The 16,940-nt window shown below is 63.8% G+C and carries 16 protein-coding genes and 1 tRNA gene; 6 read left to right on the forward strand and 11 right to left on the reverse strand.

Annotation, left to right across the window (positions count from 1 at the left end; translation table 11 throughout):
- The first annotated feature begins 134 nt into the window (after positions 1-134).
- The 4 genes from recA (at position 135) to ACQKI2_RS14200 (ending at position 5,504) form a co-directional block, all read left to right on the forward strand.
- Positions 135-1,229: a recombinase RecA gene (gene recA, locus ACQKI2_RS14185; RefSeq protein WP_427380256.1), complete on the forward strand. Its 1,095-nt coding sequence runs from the start codon at positions 135-137 to the stop codon at positions 1,227-1,229.
- Positions 1,230-1,407: 178 nt separating this feature from the next.
- The gene (alaS, locus tag ACQKI2_RS14190; protein ID WP_427380257.1) at positions 1,408-4,053 is read left to right on the forward strand and encodes an alanine--tRNA ligase; all 2,646 of its coding nucleotides are present in this window, start codon (positions 1,408-1,410) and stop codon (positions 4,051-4,053) included.
- Between the two features lie 115 nt (positions 4,054-4,168).
- Complete coding sequence (locus tag ACQKI2_RS14195) at positions 4,169-4,612, forward strand: Rrf2 family transcriptional regulator (RefSeq protein WP_427380258.1); 444 nt, start codon at positions 4,169-4,171, stop codon at positions 4,610-4,612.
- A gap of 4 nt (positions 4,613-4,616) precedes the next feature.
- Positions 4,617-5,504 (forward strand): NAD(P)/FAD-dependent oxidoreductase, encoded by an 888-nt coding sequence (locus ACQKI2_RS14200; RefSeq protein ID WP_427380259.1) that lies wholly within the window; start codon positions 4,617-4,619, stop codon positions 5,502-5,504.
- Positions 5,505-5,545: 41 nt separating this feature from the next.
- Here the strand turns inward: ACQKI2_RS14200 and ACQKI2_RS14205 are convergent.
- From ACQKI2_RS14205 to ACQKI2_RS14220, 4 genes are all read right to left on the reverse strand, one after another.
- A tRNA-Pro gene (locus ACQKI2_RS14205) sits at positions 5,546-5,622 on the reverse strand.
- Positions 5,623-5,748: 126 nt separating this feature from the next.
- Positions 5,749-6,114 carry a hypothetical protein gene (locus ACQKI2_RS14210; protein ID WP_427380260.1) on the reverse strand — a complete coding sequence of 122 codons (366 nt, stop codon included), beginning with the start codon at positions 6,112-6,114 and terminating at the stop codon, positions 5,749-5,751.
- A 27-nt stretch (positions 6,115-6,141) separates the two neighbouring features.
- Positions 6,142-6,972 carry a universal stress protein gene (locus ACQKI2_RS14215; RefSeq protein ID WP_427380261.1) on the reverse strand — a complete coding sequence of 277 codons (831 nt, stop codon included), beginning with the start codon at positions 6,970-6,972 and terminating at the stop codon, positions 6,142-6,144.
- A gap of 87 nt (positions 6,973-7,059) precedes the next feature.
- Positions 7,060-8,115, reverse strand: a complete 1,056-nt coding sequence (locus tag ACQKI2_RS14220) for a Glu/Leu/Phe/Val family dehydrogenase (RefSeq protein ID WP_427380262.1) — start codon at positions 8,113-8,115, stop codon at positions 7,060-7,062.
- A gap of 149 nt (positions 8,116-8,264) precedes the next feature.
- On the opposite strand from ACQKI2_RS14220, the gene ACQKI2_RS14225 reads away from it, so the two are divergent.
- Complete coding sequence (locus ACQKI2_RS14225) at positions 8,265-9,719, forward strand: TrkH family potassium uptake protein (RefSeq protein ID WP_427380263.1); 1,455 nt, start codon at positions 8,265-8,267, stop codon at positions 9,717-9,719.
- Here the strand turns inward: ACQKI2_RS14225 and ACQKI2_RS14230 are convergent.
- The 7 genes from ACQKI2_RS14230 to ACQKI2_RS14260 all read right to left on the reverse strand — a co-directional run bounded on the left by ACQKI2_RS14230 (position 9,716) and on the right by ACQKI2_RS14260 (position 15,426).
- Positions 9,716-10,540, reverse strand: coding sequence for a sulfite exporter TauE/SafE family protein (locus ACQKI2_RS14230; RefSeq protein WP_427380264.1), 825 nt, complete (start codon positions 10,538-10,540; stop codon positions 9,716-9,718). The genes ACQKI2_RS14225 and ACQKI2_RS14230 overlap by 4 nt on opposite strands.
- A gap of 76 nt (positions 10,541-10,616) precedes the next feature.
- Positions 10,617-10,853, reverse strand: a complete 237-nt coding sequence (locus ACQKI2_RS14235; protein WP_427380265.1) for a hypothetical protein — start codon at positions 10,851-10,853, stop codon at positions 10,617-10,619.
- A gap of 124 nt (positions 10,854-10,977) precedes the next feature.
- On the reverse strand, positions 10,978-11,394 hold the full coding sequence (locus tag ACQKI2_RS14240; RefSeq protein ID WP_114106354.1) for a DUF1489 family protein: 417 nt from the start codon (positions 11,392-11,394) through the stop codon (positions 10,978-10,980).
- A 49-nt stretch (positions 11,395-11,443) separates the two neighbouring features.
- On the reverse strand, positions 11,444-12,151 hold the full coding sequence (locus ACQKI2_RS14245) for a hypothetical protein (protein ID WP_427380266.1): 708 nt from the start codon (positions 12,149-12,151) through the stop codon (positions 11,444-11,446).
- Between the two features lie 165 nt (positions 12,152-12,316).
- Positions 12,317-13,588 carry an amidohydrolase family protein gene (locus tag ACQKI2_RS14250; protein ID WP_427380267.1) on the reverse strand — a complete coding sequence of 424 codons (1,272 nt, stop codon included), beginning with the start codon at positions 13,586-13,588 and terminating at the stop codon, positions 12,317-12,319.
- Positions 13,585-14,988 (reverse strand): amidohydrolase, encoded by a 1,404-nt coding sequence (locus ACQKI2_RS14255; protein ID WP_427380268.1) that lies wholly within the window; start codon positions 14,986-14,988, stop codon positions 13,585-13,587. Before ACQKI2_RS14255 ends, ACQKI2_RS14250 begins: the two co-directional genes overlap by 4 nt.
- Before the next feature lie 96 nt (positions 14,989-15,084).
- Complete coding sequence (locus tag ACQKI2_RS14260; protein WP_427380269.1) at positions 15,085-15,426, reverse strand: hypothetical protein; 342 nt, start codon at positions 15,424-15,426, stop codon at positions 15,085-15,087.
- A gap of 137 nt (positions 15,427-15,563) precedes the next feature.
- On the opposite strand from ACQKI2_RS14260, the gene ACQKI2_RS14265 reads away from it, so the two are divergent.
- Positions 15,564-16,937 (forward strand): acyltransferase family protein, encoded by a 1,374-nt coding sequence (locus tag ACQKI2_RS14265; protein ID WP_427380270.1) that lies wholly within the window; start codon positions 15,564-15,566, stop codon positions 16,935-16,937.
- Positions 16,938-16,940: the final 3 nt, after the last annotated feature.

Here is a 16,940-nt window from a genome sequence, read left to right on the forward strand (position 1 = left end):
GGGGGGTAAGGAAAGTCAGGCTGTTCACAAGTTTCTGCTTTGTTCTCCAGAACAAACATGGTACATCCGCGATTGAGATGGCAATCGGGGGCCTTGCCAAACGGGCCCTCATGGTAGACCTAAGGAGACGACTCGTGACCAAACCCGCTCTCACTCTCGTGGACAAGGAATCCGGCGTGGATAAGCAGAAGGCCCTTGAAACTGCGCTCAGCAATATTGAGCGGTCCTTTGGCAAGGGCTCGGTCATGCGCCTGGGCGACAAGAAAGCCCTCGATATCGAGGCGGTTTCGACCGGCTCGCTCGGGCTGGATATCGCCCTTGGTATCGGCGGCCTGCCCAAAGGCCGTATCATCGAGATTTTCGGGCCGGAAAGCTCGGGCAAAACGACGCTGTCGCTGCATTGTGTGGCCGAAGCTCAGAAGAATGGCGGCGTCTGCGCCTTCATCGACGCGGAACACGCCCTGGATCCGGTCTATGCCTCCAAGCTCGGCGTGGACCTGGATGATCTGCTGGTGTCGCAGCCCGATACGGGCGAGCAGGCGCTGGAGATTGCCGATACCCTGGTGCGTTCGGGCGCGGTGGACCTTCTGGTCATCGACTCGGTGGCAGCCCTGACGCCGCGCGCCGAGATCGAAGGCGAGATGGGCGACCAGCTGCCGGGTCTGCAGGCCCGTCTGATGAGTCAGGCGCTGCGCAAGCTGACCGGCTCGATCTCCAAATCGAAATGCATGGTCATCTTCATCAACCAGATCCGGATGAAGATTGGCGTCATGTTCGGCAACCCGGAAACGACGACGGGCGGTAACGCCTTGAAATTCTACGCTTCCGTGCGCCTCGACATCCGCCGTATCGGCCAGATCAAGGACCGCGAGGAAGTCATCGGCAACCAAACGCGCGTCAAGGTGGTCAAGAACAAGGTGGCGCCGCCTTTCCGGCAGGTCGAGTTCGATATCATTTACGGGGAAGGCATCTCCAAGACGGGCGAGCTGATCGATCTCGGCGTCAAAGCGAATGTCGTGGAAAAATCCGGCTCCTGGTTCTCCTATAATGGGGAGCGGATTGGCCAGGGCCGTGAAAAGGCGCGGCAATTCCTCAAGGATAATCCGGCGATGGCCAACGAGATCGAAGATGCCGTCCGCCGGAATGCAGGGCTTCTGGCCGAGGAACTGCTCTCGGCTGGCATGGCAGCCGAAGAAGGCGATGACGGCGACGAAGCCGCCGAAGGCTGACATGACAAGGCTTCCGGTCCTCTATCTGATCTCCTGACCGGAAGATTCCCCCCTTTGCGGTACGCCGAGCTTGGCGGGCCGCAAAGGGGCCTTTATATCGCCGGTGTAATCATGTGCCGGTTTCCTGTCTGATTCCGGCATATCCTCTTGTTGAACCGGTAAGGGCCAGAAACGACACATGAACGGCGTCAATGATATCCGGGAAACTTTCCTCGGCTTTTTCGAGAAAAACGGGCATGCCCGGCGCCCCTCCGCGCCGCTGGTGCCGCAGAATGATCCCACGCTCCTGTTCGTGAATGCGGGCATGGTGCCCTTCAAGAATATCTTCACGGGCGCCGAGAAGCCGTTCGCGCCCCGCGCGACCACCTCGCAGAAATGCGTTCGCGCCGGCGGCAAGCATAACGACCTCGACAATGTCGGCTACACCGCCCGCCATCACACCTTCTTTGAAATGCTGGGGAACTTCTCCTTTGGCGACTATTTCAAGGATGACGCCATCGCGCTGGCCTGGGAGCTGGTGACAAAGGAATACGGCCTTGATGCCAAGCGTCTGCTGGTCACCGTCTATGCCGAAGATGACGAGGCCGCTGCCATCTGGAAGAAAGTGGCAGGCTTTGACGATTCCAAGATCATCCGCATCGCCACCAGCGACAATTTCTGGTCGATGGGCGATACGGGCCCCTGCGGTCCCTGTTCGGAAATCTTTTTCGATCATGGCGACAAGGTCTGGGGCGGCCCCCCCGGCAGCGCCGAGCAGGATGGCGACCGGTTCATAGAGATCTGGAACCTCGTTTTCATGCAGTTCGAGCAGCATGAAGGCGGCGCGCGCACCAACCTGCCCAAGCCCTCCATCGATACCGGCATGGGGCTCGAGCGGGTGGCCGCCGTGCTGCAGGGCGTTCACAACAATTACGACATTGATCTCTTCAAGGCGCTGATCGCGGCCGAGGAAGAGGTCTATGGCCAGCAGGCTGCCGGCGACAAGACCGCGTCCTTCCGCGTCATCGCCGACCATCTGCGCACCTCTGCTTTCCTTGTGGCTGATGGTGTGCTGCCGTCGAATGAGGGCCGCGGCTATGTGCTGCGCCGGATCATGCGCCGCGCCATGCGCCATGGCCACATGCTGGGCGCGCGCGAGCCGCTGATGCACAGGCTGGTGCCGGCGCTGATTGCCGAAATGGGCAAGGCCTATCCCGAGCTTGGCCGCGCCAAGGTGGCCATTGAAGCGGCGATTGAGCAGGAAGAAGCCCGCTTCCAGCGCACGCTGGGCAACGGCCTCAGCCTGCTGGACAAGGCGGTTTCGGAACTCGCTCCCGGCGCGGCGCTGCCCGGCGATGTGGCCTTCCGCCTGTCGGATACCTACGGCTTCCCGCTTGATCTGACGCAGGACATTCTGCGCGGCCGCGGCCTTGAGGTGGATGTCGCCGGCTTTGAAACGGCGCTGGACGCCCAGCGCGAGACCAGCCGCGCGGGGGGCTTCTCCTCGGGCGATCAGGCAACGGATGAAATCTGGTTCTCCGTACGCGACGGGAAGGGCGCCACGAAGTTCACCGGCTATGCCGCCACGTCGGGTGAGGGCAAGCTCGTGGCCATCGCCACCGGCGGCGCCCTGACCGATACGCTGGCCGCAGGCCCTGCCGAACTCGTGTTCGACACGACGCCCTTCTATGCCGAATCCGGCGGGCAGGCGGGTGACCATGGCGAAATCGTCTTCGAGGGCGGCGCCCGTTTCATCGTGCGCGACGTTCAGAAACGCGCGGGCGATCTGCATGTGCATATCGGCGAACTGGTGTCCGGCTCGGTGAAGACCGGCGCCAAGGCCCAGATGACGGTCAATACTGCCCGCCGCAAGGCCATCATGGCCAACCATTCGGCCACCCACCTGATGCATGCCGCGCTGCGCCGCGTGCTGGGCGAGCATGTCACGCAGAAGGGTTCGCTGGTGGAGGCAGACCGTTTCCGGTTTGACTTCTCGCATGGGGCGCCTGTCACCCCGGCCCAGCTGGAGGCGATCGAGGATCAGGTCAACGCCCAGATCCGCGCCAATATCGAAACGGGCATCAAGGTGACCACGCCGGAAAAGGCGATCGAAGCGGGCGCGCTGGCGCTCTTCGGCGAAAAGTATGGCGATGAAGTCCGTGTGCTGTCGATGGGCGAGACCGGCGACGGTGACCGGCCCTATTCGGTCGAGCTGTGCGGGGGAACGCATGTGTCCCGCTCCGGCGATATCGCCGTCTTCACGATCATTTCCGAAAGCGGCGTGTCTGCCGGCATCCGGCGGATCGAGGCGACAACCGGCGCCGAAGCGTTGGCCTATCTGAAGGGCCGCGCGCAGATTGCCGCAGATGTTGCCGAGAGCCTCAAAGTTCCGCTCAAGGATCTTCCGCGCCGCGTGGCCGCCCTCACCGAGGAGCGCCGCACGCTCGAGCGGGAGCTCAGCGAGGCCAAGCGCAAGCTGGCGATGGGCGGGGGCGGCGGCGCGCCGGCCGGGCCGGAAGTCATCAATGGCGTGAACCTGATCGCCCGCGTGGCAGAAGGCGTTGGCGGCAAGGAGCTGCGCGCGCTGGTGGATGAAGCCAAGTCGAAGATCGGCTCGGGCGTTGTGGTGTTTGTCGGCACCGATGGCGGAAAGGCCGGCGTCGCGATCGGTGTTACAAAAGATCTGACGGACAAATTCTCTGCCGTCGAACTGGTGAAGGCGGCCGCTGGCGCCATCGGTGGCCAGGGCGGTGGCGGACGTCCGGATATGGCGCAGGCCGGCGGCCCGGATGCCGACAAGGCCAATGACGCGCTTGAAGCAGTTCGCGCTGCGCTGAAGGGCTGATCCTTCGCGCCGCAAGGCAGATCCAGGACCAGGAGCGGCAGGGGGTAATTTCCCTGCCGCTCTTTTTTATGTGCTATCCCTTGAATGACGCCACTAACGTAATAAATGAAGTTACATGAAAAGAGACAGCCGCCTTTCTTCCGTGCTCCATGCCCTGCTGCACATGGCCGAGCAGGACCGCCCGATGACATCGGACGAGCTTGCTGCCTGTATGCGGACAAATCCGGTCGTGGTGCGCCGCACGATGGGCCTTCTGCGCGAGGCCGGCCTGGTCAGCTCCGAGCGCGGACATTCCGGCGGCTGGCGGATCGAGGCAGACCTTGCCAGCGTCACGCTTCGCCAGCTTCATGAGGCCCTGGGCGAGCCTACCGTATTTGCCATCGGCAACCGGCATGAGACGCCCGAATGCCTGGTCGAGCAGTCGGTCAATGCGGTGCTGGACGATGCCTTCGCGCAGGCCGAGGCGCTGCTGCTGGAGCGGTTTGCGTCCGTGACGCTGGCTGATCTGTCGGCGGAATTCACGCAGCGTTTCAAGGAAATCAAACTCCGAAAGGGATAGACCCATGGGCCATGACGTGATCGTCATCGGGGGCAGCTATGCCGGTATGGCCGCTGCCCTCCAGCTGCTGCGTGCGCGCCGCAAGGTTCTGATCATTGATGCGGGCCAGAGGCGGAACCGCGCGGCAGAAGCGTCGCACGGCTTCCTGGGGCAGGACGGGGCAGACCCCGCCCTCATCGCCAGCAAGGCGCGCCGCGAGCTTGAGGCGTATCCCACCCTGCAATGGCTGGATGATCTGGCCCTGGAAGCGGCGCGCAGCGAGGAGGACGCCAGCTTCACGGTGCGCAGCTGGAATGGCGCGCGTCATCAGGGCGCACGTCTGATCCTGGCCACCGGCGTCAGCGATACCCTGCCGGAAATCAGCGGCTTGGCCGAGCGCTGGGGCCAGCATGTGTTCCACTGCCCTTATTGCCATGGCTATGAACTCGATCAGGGAGAAATCGGCGTGATCGCTGCCGGCCCGATGTCGCTCCATCAGGCAGAGCTGCTGACGGAGTGGGGGGAGGTGACGCTGCTCGTCAACGGGGCCATCGCGCTGGACGAGGCAGCGCGCGCGAAACTCGCGGCGCGCCGTGTACGGATTGAAGAAGCGCCTATCTTCGGCATTGAGGGGGGCGCCGATGTCAGGCTGGCCGATGGGCGGCGGCTGCGCTTTGCCGGCCTGTTCACGGCGCCGCGCAATGCCCCCGCCACGCCGATTGCGCAGCAGCTCGGCTGCGAATTGGAGGCAACGGTAAGCGGCACGCAGATCCGCCGGAACGAGATGCACGAAACAAGCGTGCCCGGCGTGTTTGCTTGCGGAGATGCGGCGCACATCCCTCATTCGGTATCGATTGCCGTGGGTGATGGCGCCTTGACGGGCATCATGGTCCACAGGTCTCTGGTCTTCTGAAGGCGGGAGAAGCGGCGGCCGGGACCCGCAGCAGGGATCGATGGTCGGAGTGAGAGGATTCGAACCTCCGGCCCCTAGCTCCCGAAGCTAGTGCTCTACCAGGCTGAGCTACACTCCGCCGTCCATCGCCGGGCGGCCCTTGGGCTGCCCGAAGCCCGCGTGTTTACGCCGGGCCGGGGATTTTTCAAGGGGCAAAAGCGGTAGATTGGGCGCATTCGGCGCGAACCTCTCCGCTGGCACGAATTTAGATGTCCGCGATGTCGATGACCTTGTAAGTCAGGGGCGTTTCGCCGTGGAATTCGACCGTAATGTACTCGCCTTCGCGGAAAATATGGTCGCCGAGGCGGTGAACAGGCTCGTCGTCGCCCTCTTCTTCCTCGTCATAGCGGAAGAACCAGCGATTGCCCCGATGGGTCAGCCAGCCATCGGCGCGTTCGGCCGGGTCGGGATGCAGGCGGTAAACGCGGGCGTCTTTGCGGTTTTCGCGCCAGGCGTCCACATCAAGGCGTCCTTCCGCCGTCAGCGGCGCGATGATCGTATAGCCCTGGCCGGGCGCGGCCTCGGCGCCGGGATTGAGGGCAAGTTGCAGCGATATGCGCTTTAGCGACATGGCAGTCTCCTGAATATGAAACGGAAATCAGCGGGCGAGGGCCAGGGCCGGGGCTTCCTCGGCAGACAGCAGGCGTTTGCTTGTGCCGCCGAACAGCCGCTCGCCAATGCGTGAATGGCCATAGGCGCCCGCCACGATCAGGGTTGCGCCGCTGCCCTTGGCCAGCGCCAGCAGAGCGGCGGAGACCTCGCCTTCGATAGGCGAAATGCTGGTCTTGATACCTTTCCGCTTCAGCCAGTCTTCCAGCGAACCGGGCTCGATGCCCGGCCGGGCGCCGTCACGTTCGGCATCCTTGCGGTTTTGGGCGATGATCACCTCGCCGGCCGCCTTGAGCAGGGGCGTATGGAACCGCAGGGCGCGGGCCGCGCCGTTCGATCCGTCCCAGCCGATGATGACCGGTCCGGGAGTGTAGGGGGCCGTGCCGGCCAGTACCAGCGGCAGGCGCGCATCCATCATCACATAGTCAAAGGCGATGGAGAGCGGCTCGCCACTGCGCGCGGCGCTACGGGGAAAGACAATCGCATCGGCCAGGGTCGCCGCACTCGCCGCCGCTGCTTCGGCATTGGCAACCTGGTGAAGGAAAACACAGTCAATGCCGGGCGCAGAGCCAACCCCCTGCCGGAAGGCGGTCTCGGCCTTTTCAAGCATCTCTTTCTGCAGCTCTATGATGTTGGTCGCCGCAGCCGCCGTCAGGCCGGTCGATTCCGGTGTGGTGACGAGCATCACGGCGGCCTGCGGGTCGGGCAGGGCGCACAGGCCCGTCAGGCTGGTGCCGATGCGTTTGGCCATGGCCAAGGCAGACTGGGTGGTCTCGACATCCGTTTCCGGCGTGCCCTGAAGCATTGCGACGACTGACATGGGTTCTCTCCTGCTCCTGCCATCATCCCCCGCCGGGAATGTTAGCATAAACGTAGCAGCAGAGGCATGGTTCCTGAGTAAGGAACTCTACTTAGGCGCGCCGGTTTTCGCCTCGGCGATACGGCTGCGGGCAATCCGGTCGGCCACGGCGTTCGCGGGCTGATCGGTAGAGAGGGCTTCATCGAGCACCTGCCCAAGCGTTTCGATCAGGCGTTTGAGCTTCCCATCGACCCATTCGCGTGAATAGTTTCCGGAGATTTCAGCCGCCACATTGATGATGCCGCCGCCATTGATGACGTAATCGGGGGCGTAGAGTATGCCCTGGCGGCGCAGGAACTCGCCCATTTCCGGCACGATCAGCTGATTGTTGGCCGCGCCCGCCACGCCTTTGACTCGCAGGCGGCCAAGGGTTTTCTCATTGATCACGGCGCCCAGCGCGCAGGGGGAGAAGATGTCGGCATCCACATCATAGATATCGTCAGGCGGCACAATGGTGGCCCCGGTCACCGCCGAGACGGCCTTCAGGGCCTCTTCGTCGATGTCGGAAATGACGAGTTTGGCGCCGTCCCTGGCGAGATGCTCACAGACATGCCCGCCCACCGAGCCAACGCCCTGCACCGCGATGATGCGGCCGGAGAGATCATCGGACCCGTAAAGACGTTTGGCGACCTCCTTGATGCCGAGATAGACGCCCATGGCGGTGACCGGGGAGGGATCCCCGCTGGCGGCGGCGCCTTCGTCCAGCCCGGCCACATAGCGGGTTTCCTTGCGCACAAGCGCCATGTCAGAGGTGTCGATGCCGACATCTTCGGCCGTATAGTACGATCCGTTCAGGCTTTCGACCGCCCGGCCAAAGGCGCGGAACAGGGCTTCGGACTTGTCCTGGCGCGGGTCGCCCCAGATCACCGATTTGCCCCCGCCCAGCGGCAGGTCCGCCATCGCATTCTTGAAGCTCATGCCCTGGGAGAGGCGCAGGGCATCGGTCAGCATCGCGTCGCCGCTGGCATAGTTCCACATGCGGCAGCCCCCGGCCGCCGGGCCCAGAGCGGTGGAATGGACGGCAATGATGCATTTCAGCCCGCTCTCGGCATCGTGAAAAGCATGAACGCCCTCATGGGCGTCGAATGAGGGGTGATCGAACATGATGGGCCGGATTGGTTGCAACTGAAACGGGTTGCCAGCGCTCTAGCCGGGCGGGCGCCGTTAGGTCAACTGGCGGGCCCAGCCCCGCAGCGGGCGGCCCGTCCCATATTGACACCTTTTCAGGGAATAAGGCGTAAGGTGCCCGCCGAATGCAACTGCGCCCGGTCCTCCTCGCTCTCGGCATCATGACCGTCCTCCTTGCCGGGGCGATGGTCCCGTGCGCGCTGCTCGATCTCGCAGACCAGAACGAGGACGCGCATGTCTTCTGGTTCTCCTTCTTCGCCTCCGGTCTTGTCGGCGCTCTGCTCTGGGTGCTCGCGCGCGGCGGGGATACACGCATCGGCCAGCGGGAAACCTTTCTGCTGACGGTGGCAGTCTGGGTACTGGTGCCCGCGGTTGCCGCGGTCCCGTTTGTGGTGTCCGGCATTTCCTTCACCGACGCCATCTTTGAGGCTGTCTCGGGCCTCACCACCACAGGCGCGACGGCGCTGTCGGGTTTGGATAACATGCCGCGCGGCCTGCTGCTCTGGCGGGGGATCCTGCAATGGATCGGCGGCATCGGCATCGTCGTCACCGCCGTCGCCATCCTGCCCCAGCTGCGGGTTGGCGGCATGCAGCTTTTCCAGATCGAAAGCTCCGACATCACCGGCAAGTTCCTGCCCAGGATCACCGATATCGCCGCCTATATGGGCCTTACCTATCTGATCATTTCCTGCGCCTGCGCCTTTTCCTACGGCCTGGCGGGCATGGATTGGTTTGATGCCACCGTGCATGCCATGTCGACGGTCTCCGCCGGAGGCTTTGCCAATTACGATGCCTCCTTCGGTCATGAGAGCCTGCGCCCGGCGATGGGGCCGGCCATCTTCTTCATGGCGCTCGCCGGATTGCCGTTTTCGCTGCTGACGATGCTGGTGCTGCAGGGCCGGATCAAGCCGATGCTGCGCGATCCCCAGCCCCGGCTCTATTTCGCTTTGCTGCTGGCCTTCAGCGCCGTCATTGTCATCTGGCATGAGGCGGTGGTGGAGCCACCGATCTTCGATCACATCTTTCACGGGATCACGGAGACCACCTTCAACATTGTCTCCGTGATGACCGGCACAGGCTATGCCTCCACCGCTTACGACACCTGGGGGCAGCCCGCCGTGATCGTGTTCCTGCTGGCCACCTTCATGGGCGGCTGTGCGGGCTCTGCCTCCTGCGGCATGAAGATGTTCCGGCTGGAGATCACGGCCAAGGCGCTGGTCGCCTGGTCGCAGCGCATGGTGCAGCCCCACCGGCGCACGCCGGTGCGCTATGCCGGCAAGCCCGTGGATGAAGAAACGCTGCAGTCGGTGATGGTGTTCATGTTCCTCTACCTCACCACTTTCATGGTGGCCGCCGCGCTCCTGTCCTTCACGGGGCTGGATGCGCTGAGCGCCATTTCGGCCTCGGCCACGATGGTCTCGAATGTCGGGCCGGGGCTTGGGCCTATTGTCGGGCCCTCGTCCAACTTTGCCGGCGTCACAGACTTTGCCAAATGGGTCTGCTCGGCAGCCATGCTGCTCGGCCGGCTGGAATTCGTCGCGGTGTTCGTGGTGCTTACCGGCCGCTTCTGGCGCGGCTAGAGGCCCGCCGCCTGCCACAGCATCCGGGCGGAGACGACCGCCAGCAGAATGCCGAACAGGCGCCGCAGCCGGTCTGCATTGAGCTTGTGGGCGAGGGCCGCGCCCACCGGGGCCATCAGCACGGTAAACACCGAGATCAGGGCAAAGGCGGGCAGGTTGACGAAACCTGCGGAGAAGGGCGGCAGCCCGTCCCGTCCCCAGCCGACAATCATCGCGGCGATGGCGCCAGGCAGGCCGATGGCGACACCCCAGCCAGCGGCGGTGGCCACGGCCCGGTGCATGGGCATGGCGCACAGCGTCATCAGCGTGACGCCCAGCGTGCCCCCGCCAATGCCCATGATGGACGAAAGCGCGCCGTTCACTGAGCCGATGACGGCCCGGACGATGCCCTTCGGCATCTCGGGCGCCAGCTTCCAGCTCGGCCGGCCAAAATAGAACTGCGCGGCAAAGAGGATCAGGATCGTGCCGAAGATGCCCAGCATCACCTGCTTCGAGAAATACCCTGCCAGCAGCATGCCGATCACCGCGCCCAGCACGATCCAGGGAGACCAGCTGCGGATGATATACCAGTCGACGGCGCCGCGCTTGTTATGGGCCGCCACGCTGCGCAGCGAGGTTAGGATGATGGTGGCGAGCGATGTGGAAACGGCCACATGCATCGCTGTTTCCTGATAGCCCATGTTGGAGAGGAGGAAGAACAGCGTGGGCACAATCACCACGCCGCCACCAATGCCGAAGAGACCCGCGACGAGACCGGCAAACAGGCCCGCCGCCGCCAGGGCGAGCAGCATGGTCCCGTAGGTGCTGAGAAAATCCATCATCTTCCAGCCCTTAGCCGGGGCCGCCCCGGCTGTCGATTGAGCTTATCTCGCGCTGCAGTGAAGCGACGGGGCAGCGTCAGTGATGATGGTGATGGTGGGCTTCGGTGTTGAGGCGGCCGCATTTGCCGCACTGGATCACAACGCCGTGGACATCGTGGTGGGCGACATTGATCATCAGCTTGGTCTTGCAGGCGCCGCAGCGATGGGTCTCGTCACCGCCGCCTTCACGCACCGGCTTGCCGGCGGTATGCTCCAGAATCTCGGCGCCTTCAGCTTGTTTCGGGGTGAGGAGGATCATGTCGAACTGGGGCATGGCAGCACCTTTCTGAAGCCGGAAAACCGTATCCCTTCTCCTCTCTACCAGCCGCGCGGCTTTTTCAATGCCTCAGCCGGTCAGCGGGAGGACAAATCCGGACAGTTCCGGGACAGGCAGAGGTCTACCAGACACCGGCATTCTTGAGGGCTGCGTCGAGGTCAGCGGGCAGGTCTACCGCCTCGGCGCCGGACTTCAGATCGCGCGGAGCCTCTTCCGGTTTCAGATAGCGCCAGCCCTGGAAGGGCCGCTTGGGCTGGGCATAGGTGCGCACGAGTTCAGGATCGAAGACAAGCTCGCACATGTCCTTGCCTTCCTCATCCTTGATCGTGCGAATGTCGATGATGCGCTGGCGCACGCGGATGGCGCGCTTGATCACCCAATAGATCGATCCGCCCTTCAGCATCTCTTCGGCGCGCTTGGGATACATGCGGGTGTGGTGAACGGGAGCGGGCAGCTTCTTCAGCAGCCTTGCCTGCCAGTCGGCCAGGTCGTCGATGTCATCGGCACCGACACAGAGTTTCACCATGTGAATCGTCATGCGCCCTATCGTAGGGCGCGGCGAGGCGAGCGCAATGTGGTGTGTGCTGTCAGAGACCTGCGCGGGTGTTGGCCAGATAGGTCTGCTCGGCTTCCGGGCTGGCGAAGAAGAACTGCACGTCTGTGACGTTGGCTTCATAGCGGCGGGTGATGCGCTTGAAGGCGGCGCGCGCTTCCAGGTCGATGCTGAAACCGGAGACATAGGAGAAACCCCAGCGCGGCTCGGTGCTGAGAATGTAGGACTGATTGTATCTTGTCAGCTTCCCGCCCGAGGGGCCGTTAACGGCCTTGGGCAGGGTATAGTCGATCTGCAGGAAACGTTCGCCGACCGGATCGAGCAGGGCGATGGCCTGCAGCCGCTCGGCGGCCCAGCGGTCGAACTCGTTGTCATTATAATTGGGATGGTGGCGAAAGCCGACGCGCCAGGCATGGCCGGTGGTTTCCACCTGCACGGTCTGGCCAAGGCAGGCGCGCAGATCGTCCGGAAAGAGGCGCCCATCGGGGGCCGGTTCGCTCGCCCAATTGGCGGCGACCGCATCCAGCTCCTGATCCTGCCCCTGGCGGGAGACGAGCTGCCAGCGCTCTGCCTTCGGCAGGCGGGGGTCAAAGGTATAGACATGCCGGGCAGCCTGCGAGCGCAGCTCGACAGTAAACGCCGCGCGGAAGGTTTCCGGCGCTTCGGTGGCGGCCAGGGCTGCGTGCATCGGCCCCGTGCCCGTTGTCATCGTTAGAGACGCAAGGATTACCTGCAGGATCATCCGTCCACCCGTCGCATTCGGCGCCAACTCATCCCGGCTGATTGCGGCAACATCACGGCAGGAAAACCCTGCCGCGCGATTGCGTCCATAATCAGCGTCCGGAAGCCTGAACCTTGCCCGCCGAACATTTACGGGAGTTGAACAGAAGGCAACAACGGCCCAGTTTTAATGTTTGTAGGCCAGCGGGCGATCCGTGTGGTCGAGGCTCAGATACCGGTCGCGCAGCTTGGTCTGGCGGGATTCCATCGGTTCGCTCACCCCATCGATAAACACAGCCGTTGGCGCCGAGGTAATCTCCAGCGGGTCGCCGTCCCAGGCCACGACATCGGCGCGGGCGCCGGGCGCCAGCACGCCAAGACCGCTCATGCCGAAGATTTCCGCCGGCACGGTGGTCAGCGCTTTCATCGCCGTGTCGAAGGGCAGGCCATTGGCCACGGCGTTACCTGCAATCTGCGTGGCAAGGCGCGCCTGATGGCTGCTGTCATCCAGGTTCACGATGGCAACCGGAACACCGGCCTTCGCCAGGCGGCCAGCGTTCTCGCTGGTGGCGGCAAGCTGGGAAAAGCTCGCCGGCAGGTTCGAGAAGGCGTCCACGATCACCGGGATCTTCATTGCGGCCAGCCGGTCTGCCACCCGCCAGCCCTCATCGGCGCCGACAATGGCGATCTTCAGCATCGGGTTTTCCTGCTTGAAGTCCATGATGGCTTCCAGGTCGCTCGTCCGGCGGGCCTCGATCAGGATCAGCTGATCGCCTTTCACCGCCGGCATGAAAGCCTGCGCGTCCATGCGGGTCAGCACGTTGCCGTCATTATGCGTCATGTAGCGCGCGGTGAAGAAGCGCACATCGTCAAACGCGCCGCGCAGCGCCGCCCAGGCCGCAGGCCGCGAGCCGCCCGAGAGCGAGGCGCCCCGTTCCCCCAGCACGATGAAGGCAAAGGCGCGGTTCTTGAACACCGATCCGGGCAGGCCGCTTGTATCGGCCAGGAAGCCCTGACCAGCGAAGAGCTTGGCGCGCGCGTCCGGCGCCACGGCAATGCGCGTGAAGCCTTCAAGCCGGGTGACGGCGATCGGGGTGGCGTCGGGGTTGAACCCATCGGCAGCGTTCAGCGCAGCAGAGAAGGGCGAGCCGCCCGCGCCGGTGTCATTGGCAGATTTCTCGCCGGGTACTTCGGCAATGCCGGTGCGCGAGAAGGCGGAGATGAGGCCGGGGGTGACCCATTCTGCCTTCACCTGCGGCATGCCGGCAGGGGCCGCTCCGGTGCCGACCGAGACGATCCTGCCATTATCCATCACGACAACGCCATTGGTGAGCGTGCCCTGCGCGGTGCCCGTCCACACCTTTTCGCCGAGGATGGCGACAGGCTCAGCGGCAGCGGCGGGAGCCACGGAAAGGGCGGCAAGGCCAAGGGCCAGGGAGGAGATCAGGGAACGGATCATTTCTTGTCTCCTTCGCCGGGCTGGCCAAGTTCAAAGTCCATCACCGGCTGGCTGGCCGGGTCGTTACGGTCATACATCAGGGCGCCGTCGATATAGACCTGCTCGGCCTGGGCGTAGACGCTGAAGGGGTTGGCTGACCAGACGACCACATCGGCCATCTTGCCGGGCTCAAGCGTGCCGGTCTTGGCATCGATGCCGAGGGATTTGGCGGGGTTGAGCGAGAGCCATTGCCAGGCGATTTCAATGGGAATGTCGATCCCGGCCCGTTTGCCATCCGACCAGGCCTTGGCGGCTTCCTGGTTGAGGCGCTGGATGCCGATATCGCTGTCGGAATGCACGATGGCGCAGGCGCCCGCATTGTGGACCATCGGGATATTCTCGCGGATGCCGTCATAGGCTTCCATCTTGAAGCCCCACCAGTCTGCCCACATCGACGAGCAGGTGCCGTATTCGGCCAGTTTGTCGGCGATCTTGTAGGCTTCGACGGCATGGTGGAAGGAGGCGACCTTGTAGCCAAACTCCTTGGAGAGATCGAGGATCACGGCCATCTCGTCGGCGCGGTAGCAGTGCATGTGGACGAGGATGTCACCCGAAAGGGCCCCGGCCAGGGTTTCCAGTTCCAGATTGCGGGTAGGCTGTTCGCCTTCGCCGTCCAGGAACTTGTCCCACTTCTTCTTGTACTCGGCCGCCTCGATCCAGGCGGCGCGGTAGCCGGCAACATTGCCCATGCGCGAATAGGGCGCGCCGCCGGGGAAAGAGCCGCGGCCATAGCCATAGACCCGTTTGGGATTTTCACCGCAGGCCATCTTCAGCGTGTGCGGGGCGCCGGGAAACTTCATTTCCTGCACGCTCCGTGCAGGAACGTTTTTCAGCACCACGCCGCGCCCGCCGAAAAGGTTGGCGCTGCCCGGCAGGATCTGCAGGGAGGTGATGCCGCCGGCCAGCGCGCGGGTGAAACCGGGATCCTGCGGCCAGACCGAATGTTCCACCCAGACTTCCGCCGTCACCGGGCCGGAGACTTCATTGCCATCGCCATGCGCGTCCACGCTCGGTGAGGGGTAGGCGCCCAGATGGCTGTGATTGTCGATGATGCCGGGGGTCACCCATTTGCCCGCAGCGTTGACCGTGACGGCGCCTTCGGGCGCGGTCAGGTCTGTGCCGACCGCCTTGATCTGGCCGCCCTCGATCAGAACGCTGCCGCCCTCGATCAGCCCGCCCTTGCCGTCCAGCACGGTGGCATTGGTGATCAGCGTGGGGGCGGAAGGGTAGGCGGCATAGGTGGACGGAAAGGGATCGAAGACGCGCGGAACTTCATCCTTCTTCTTCCCATCGCCAGAGCCTCCGCACGCGCCAAGGGCGAGACAAACGCCCAGGCTGGCGCTCAACAGCAGCTTCTTCATAATTGCCCCGCAAGTCAGCTAATCCTTGCCCGGTATCAGGGCAAAGTTTGCTGCAGCTTGCAAGGGGCAGAGGGCAGGTTTGACCCCCGCAGGGAATTATTTGGACACGATCCGCTTTTCGCGGCCGAACACGCTGCGCATCAGCCAGCCGGGCGCGAACCGCTCGACCTGCGGATGACGGGCCATGACGCTTTCCATCCAGCGGCGGCCCCAGACCGCATTGCGGCCCAGCAGCACGGCGCCGACGATCGCCATCGGCAGACCGATCGGGAGGAAGGGGGTGGCGATGCCCACCGGGATGGCCAGCACGATCATGCCGAGCCCTGTCACCGCCAGCGTCTGGCGAGCAACGACATTCACGCCATTACGCAGGACGTGAATAGGTTTGGGCGGCGCGTAGACCGGTTCGTTCATCAGGGTGGTGTTTTCGTGCGACATGGCGATCAATATGGGTTTGCTGTTGATACTTACCAGAGTAACGCGCGAGATGTGTCGAAACTCTGGCAAGGGCGTGACCCCATTGCTACACTTTCAAAAAAATCCACATAACGAACCGGAAGTTGGCCCCACCAGACATGAAGCTTTACTCCATCCAGCTTCTTCGCGGTATCGCGGCCCTGCTTGTAGTCTTCTACCACGCCGTTGGTTTACAGCTCCTCACGATCGGCGCGGAAAAAGCGGACAATGCCGTACTCGGCGGCGTTTTTGCCAACGGCTTTGCGGGCGTGGACCTGTTCTTCGTGATCTCCGGCTTCATCATGGTGTGGGTCACACGGCGGGGTGAGCCGGGCCTGCCGGGGGTGGGGGAGTTCCTCTTCGCGCGCATCACGCGGATCTATCCGCTCTGGTGGGCCGCAGCGGCGCTGGCGGCGACATACTATATTTTCCTTCATGTTCCGGAAGCGGACGACCCGGCCTGGCGCGCCGCCGTGCAGAATGGCGGGGGGATAGGCTTCCTGATGAAGTCTTTTCTTCTGATCCCCCAGCCGGACCTGCCCGTGCTCAGCCTTGGCTGGACGCTGATGCACGAGCTGTATTTTTACGCCGTGTTCGCCTGCCTGCTGCTGGTTCCGCGCGCGGCTATCCCCTTCGCGCTTCTCGGCTGGGGCGGGCTGGTGGTCACCGCCTCCCTCCTAGGGCTGTCAGAGCCCATGGCGATCAATTTCCTCACTCTCGCCATCCACCCGCTGACGATGGAATTCATCTTCGGCGCAATGATCGGGCTGATGGTCAGTTCGGGCTTTGTCGCCCGCTCAGGTATCCTAACGCTTGTGGCCGCCCTTTGGTTCACCGCCAGCCTCTGCCTGCAGGGAGAGATGACGCCTTACACCCATCAATGGGGCAGGGTGCTGGCCTTCGGCATTCCCGGCGCGCTGCTGGTTTATGGCTTTGCCGCGCTGGAACAGCATGGGCGGCTGGTATGGCTGGTACCGGTGGCCGCCGCCGTGATCACCTGCGGGGCGGTTTACCAGATGCAGGGCGTTTCGCCGGCCGCAGACCTTGCCCTGCGCCAGAGCGCAACGCTGATCGCCCTGCCGGCAGGGGCGGTTACGGCGGGGATCGTGCTCGGCCTTGGCTGGCTCGGCGGGCGGTATGCGCCGGGGCTCATCTACGCGCTCGGCCGCCCGCTGGAGATGCTCTATGCCGCCGGCCGGCATATCGGCGACTGGTCCTATTCCATCTATCTGGGGCACATCTTTGCCATTGGCGGCCTGGTCTTCCTGCAGCGCTGGCTGGCAGGGGCTGGCGACTGGGCCGCGCCCTTCGTGCTGGGCGCGCCGGGCCTGCTGGACGATCTACTCTATATCGCGGGCGCCTTTGCCGGCGCGCTGCTGGCGGGCTGGTTCGGCTACATGCTGGTGGAGCGCCCGGCGCTTTCCCTGTTCCGGATGGTGAGACGGCGGCTGTTTCCCTACAGCCGCCGTGCCCGTGAAGATCAATTGCCTTAAGTC

The sequence above is a fragment of the Hyphomonas sp. NPDC076881 genome, assembly GCF_050269995.1.
In the GTDB taxonomy this organism is placed as follows: domain Bacteria; phylum Pseudomonadota; class Alphaproteobacteria; order Caulobacterales; family Hyphomonadaceae; genus Hyphomonas.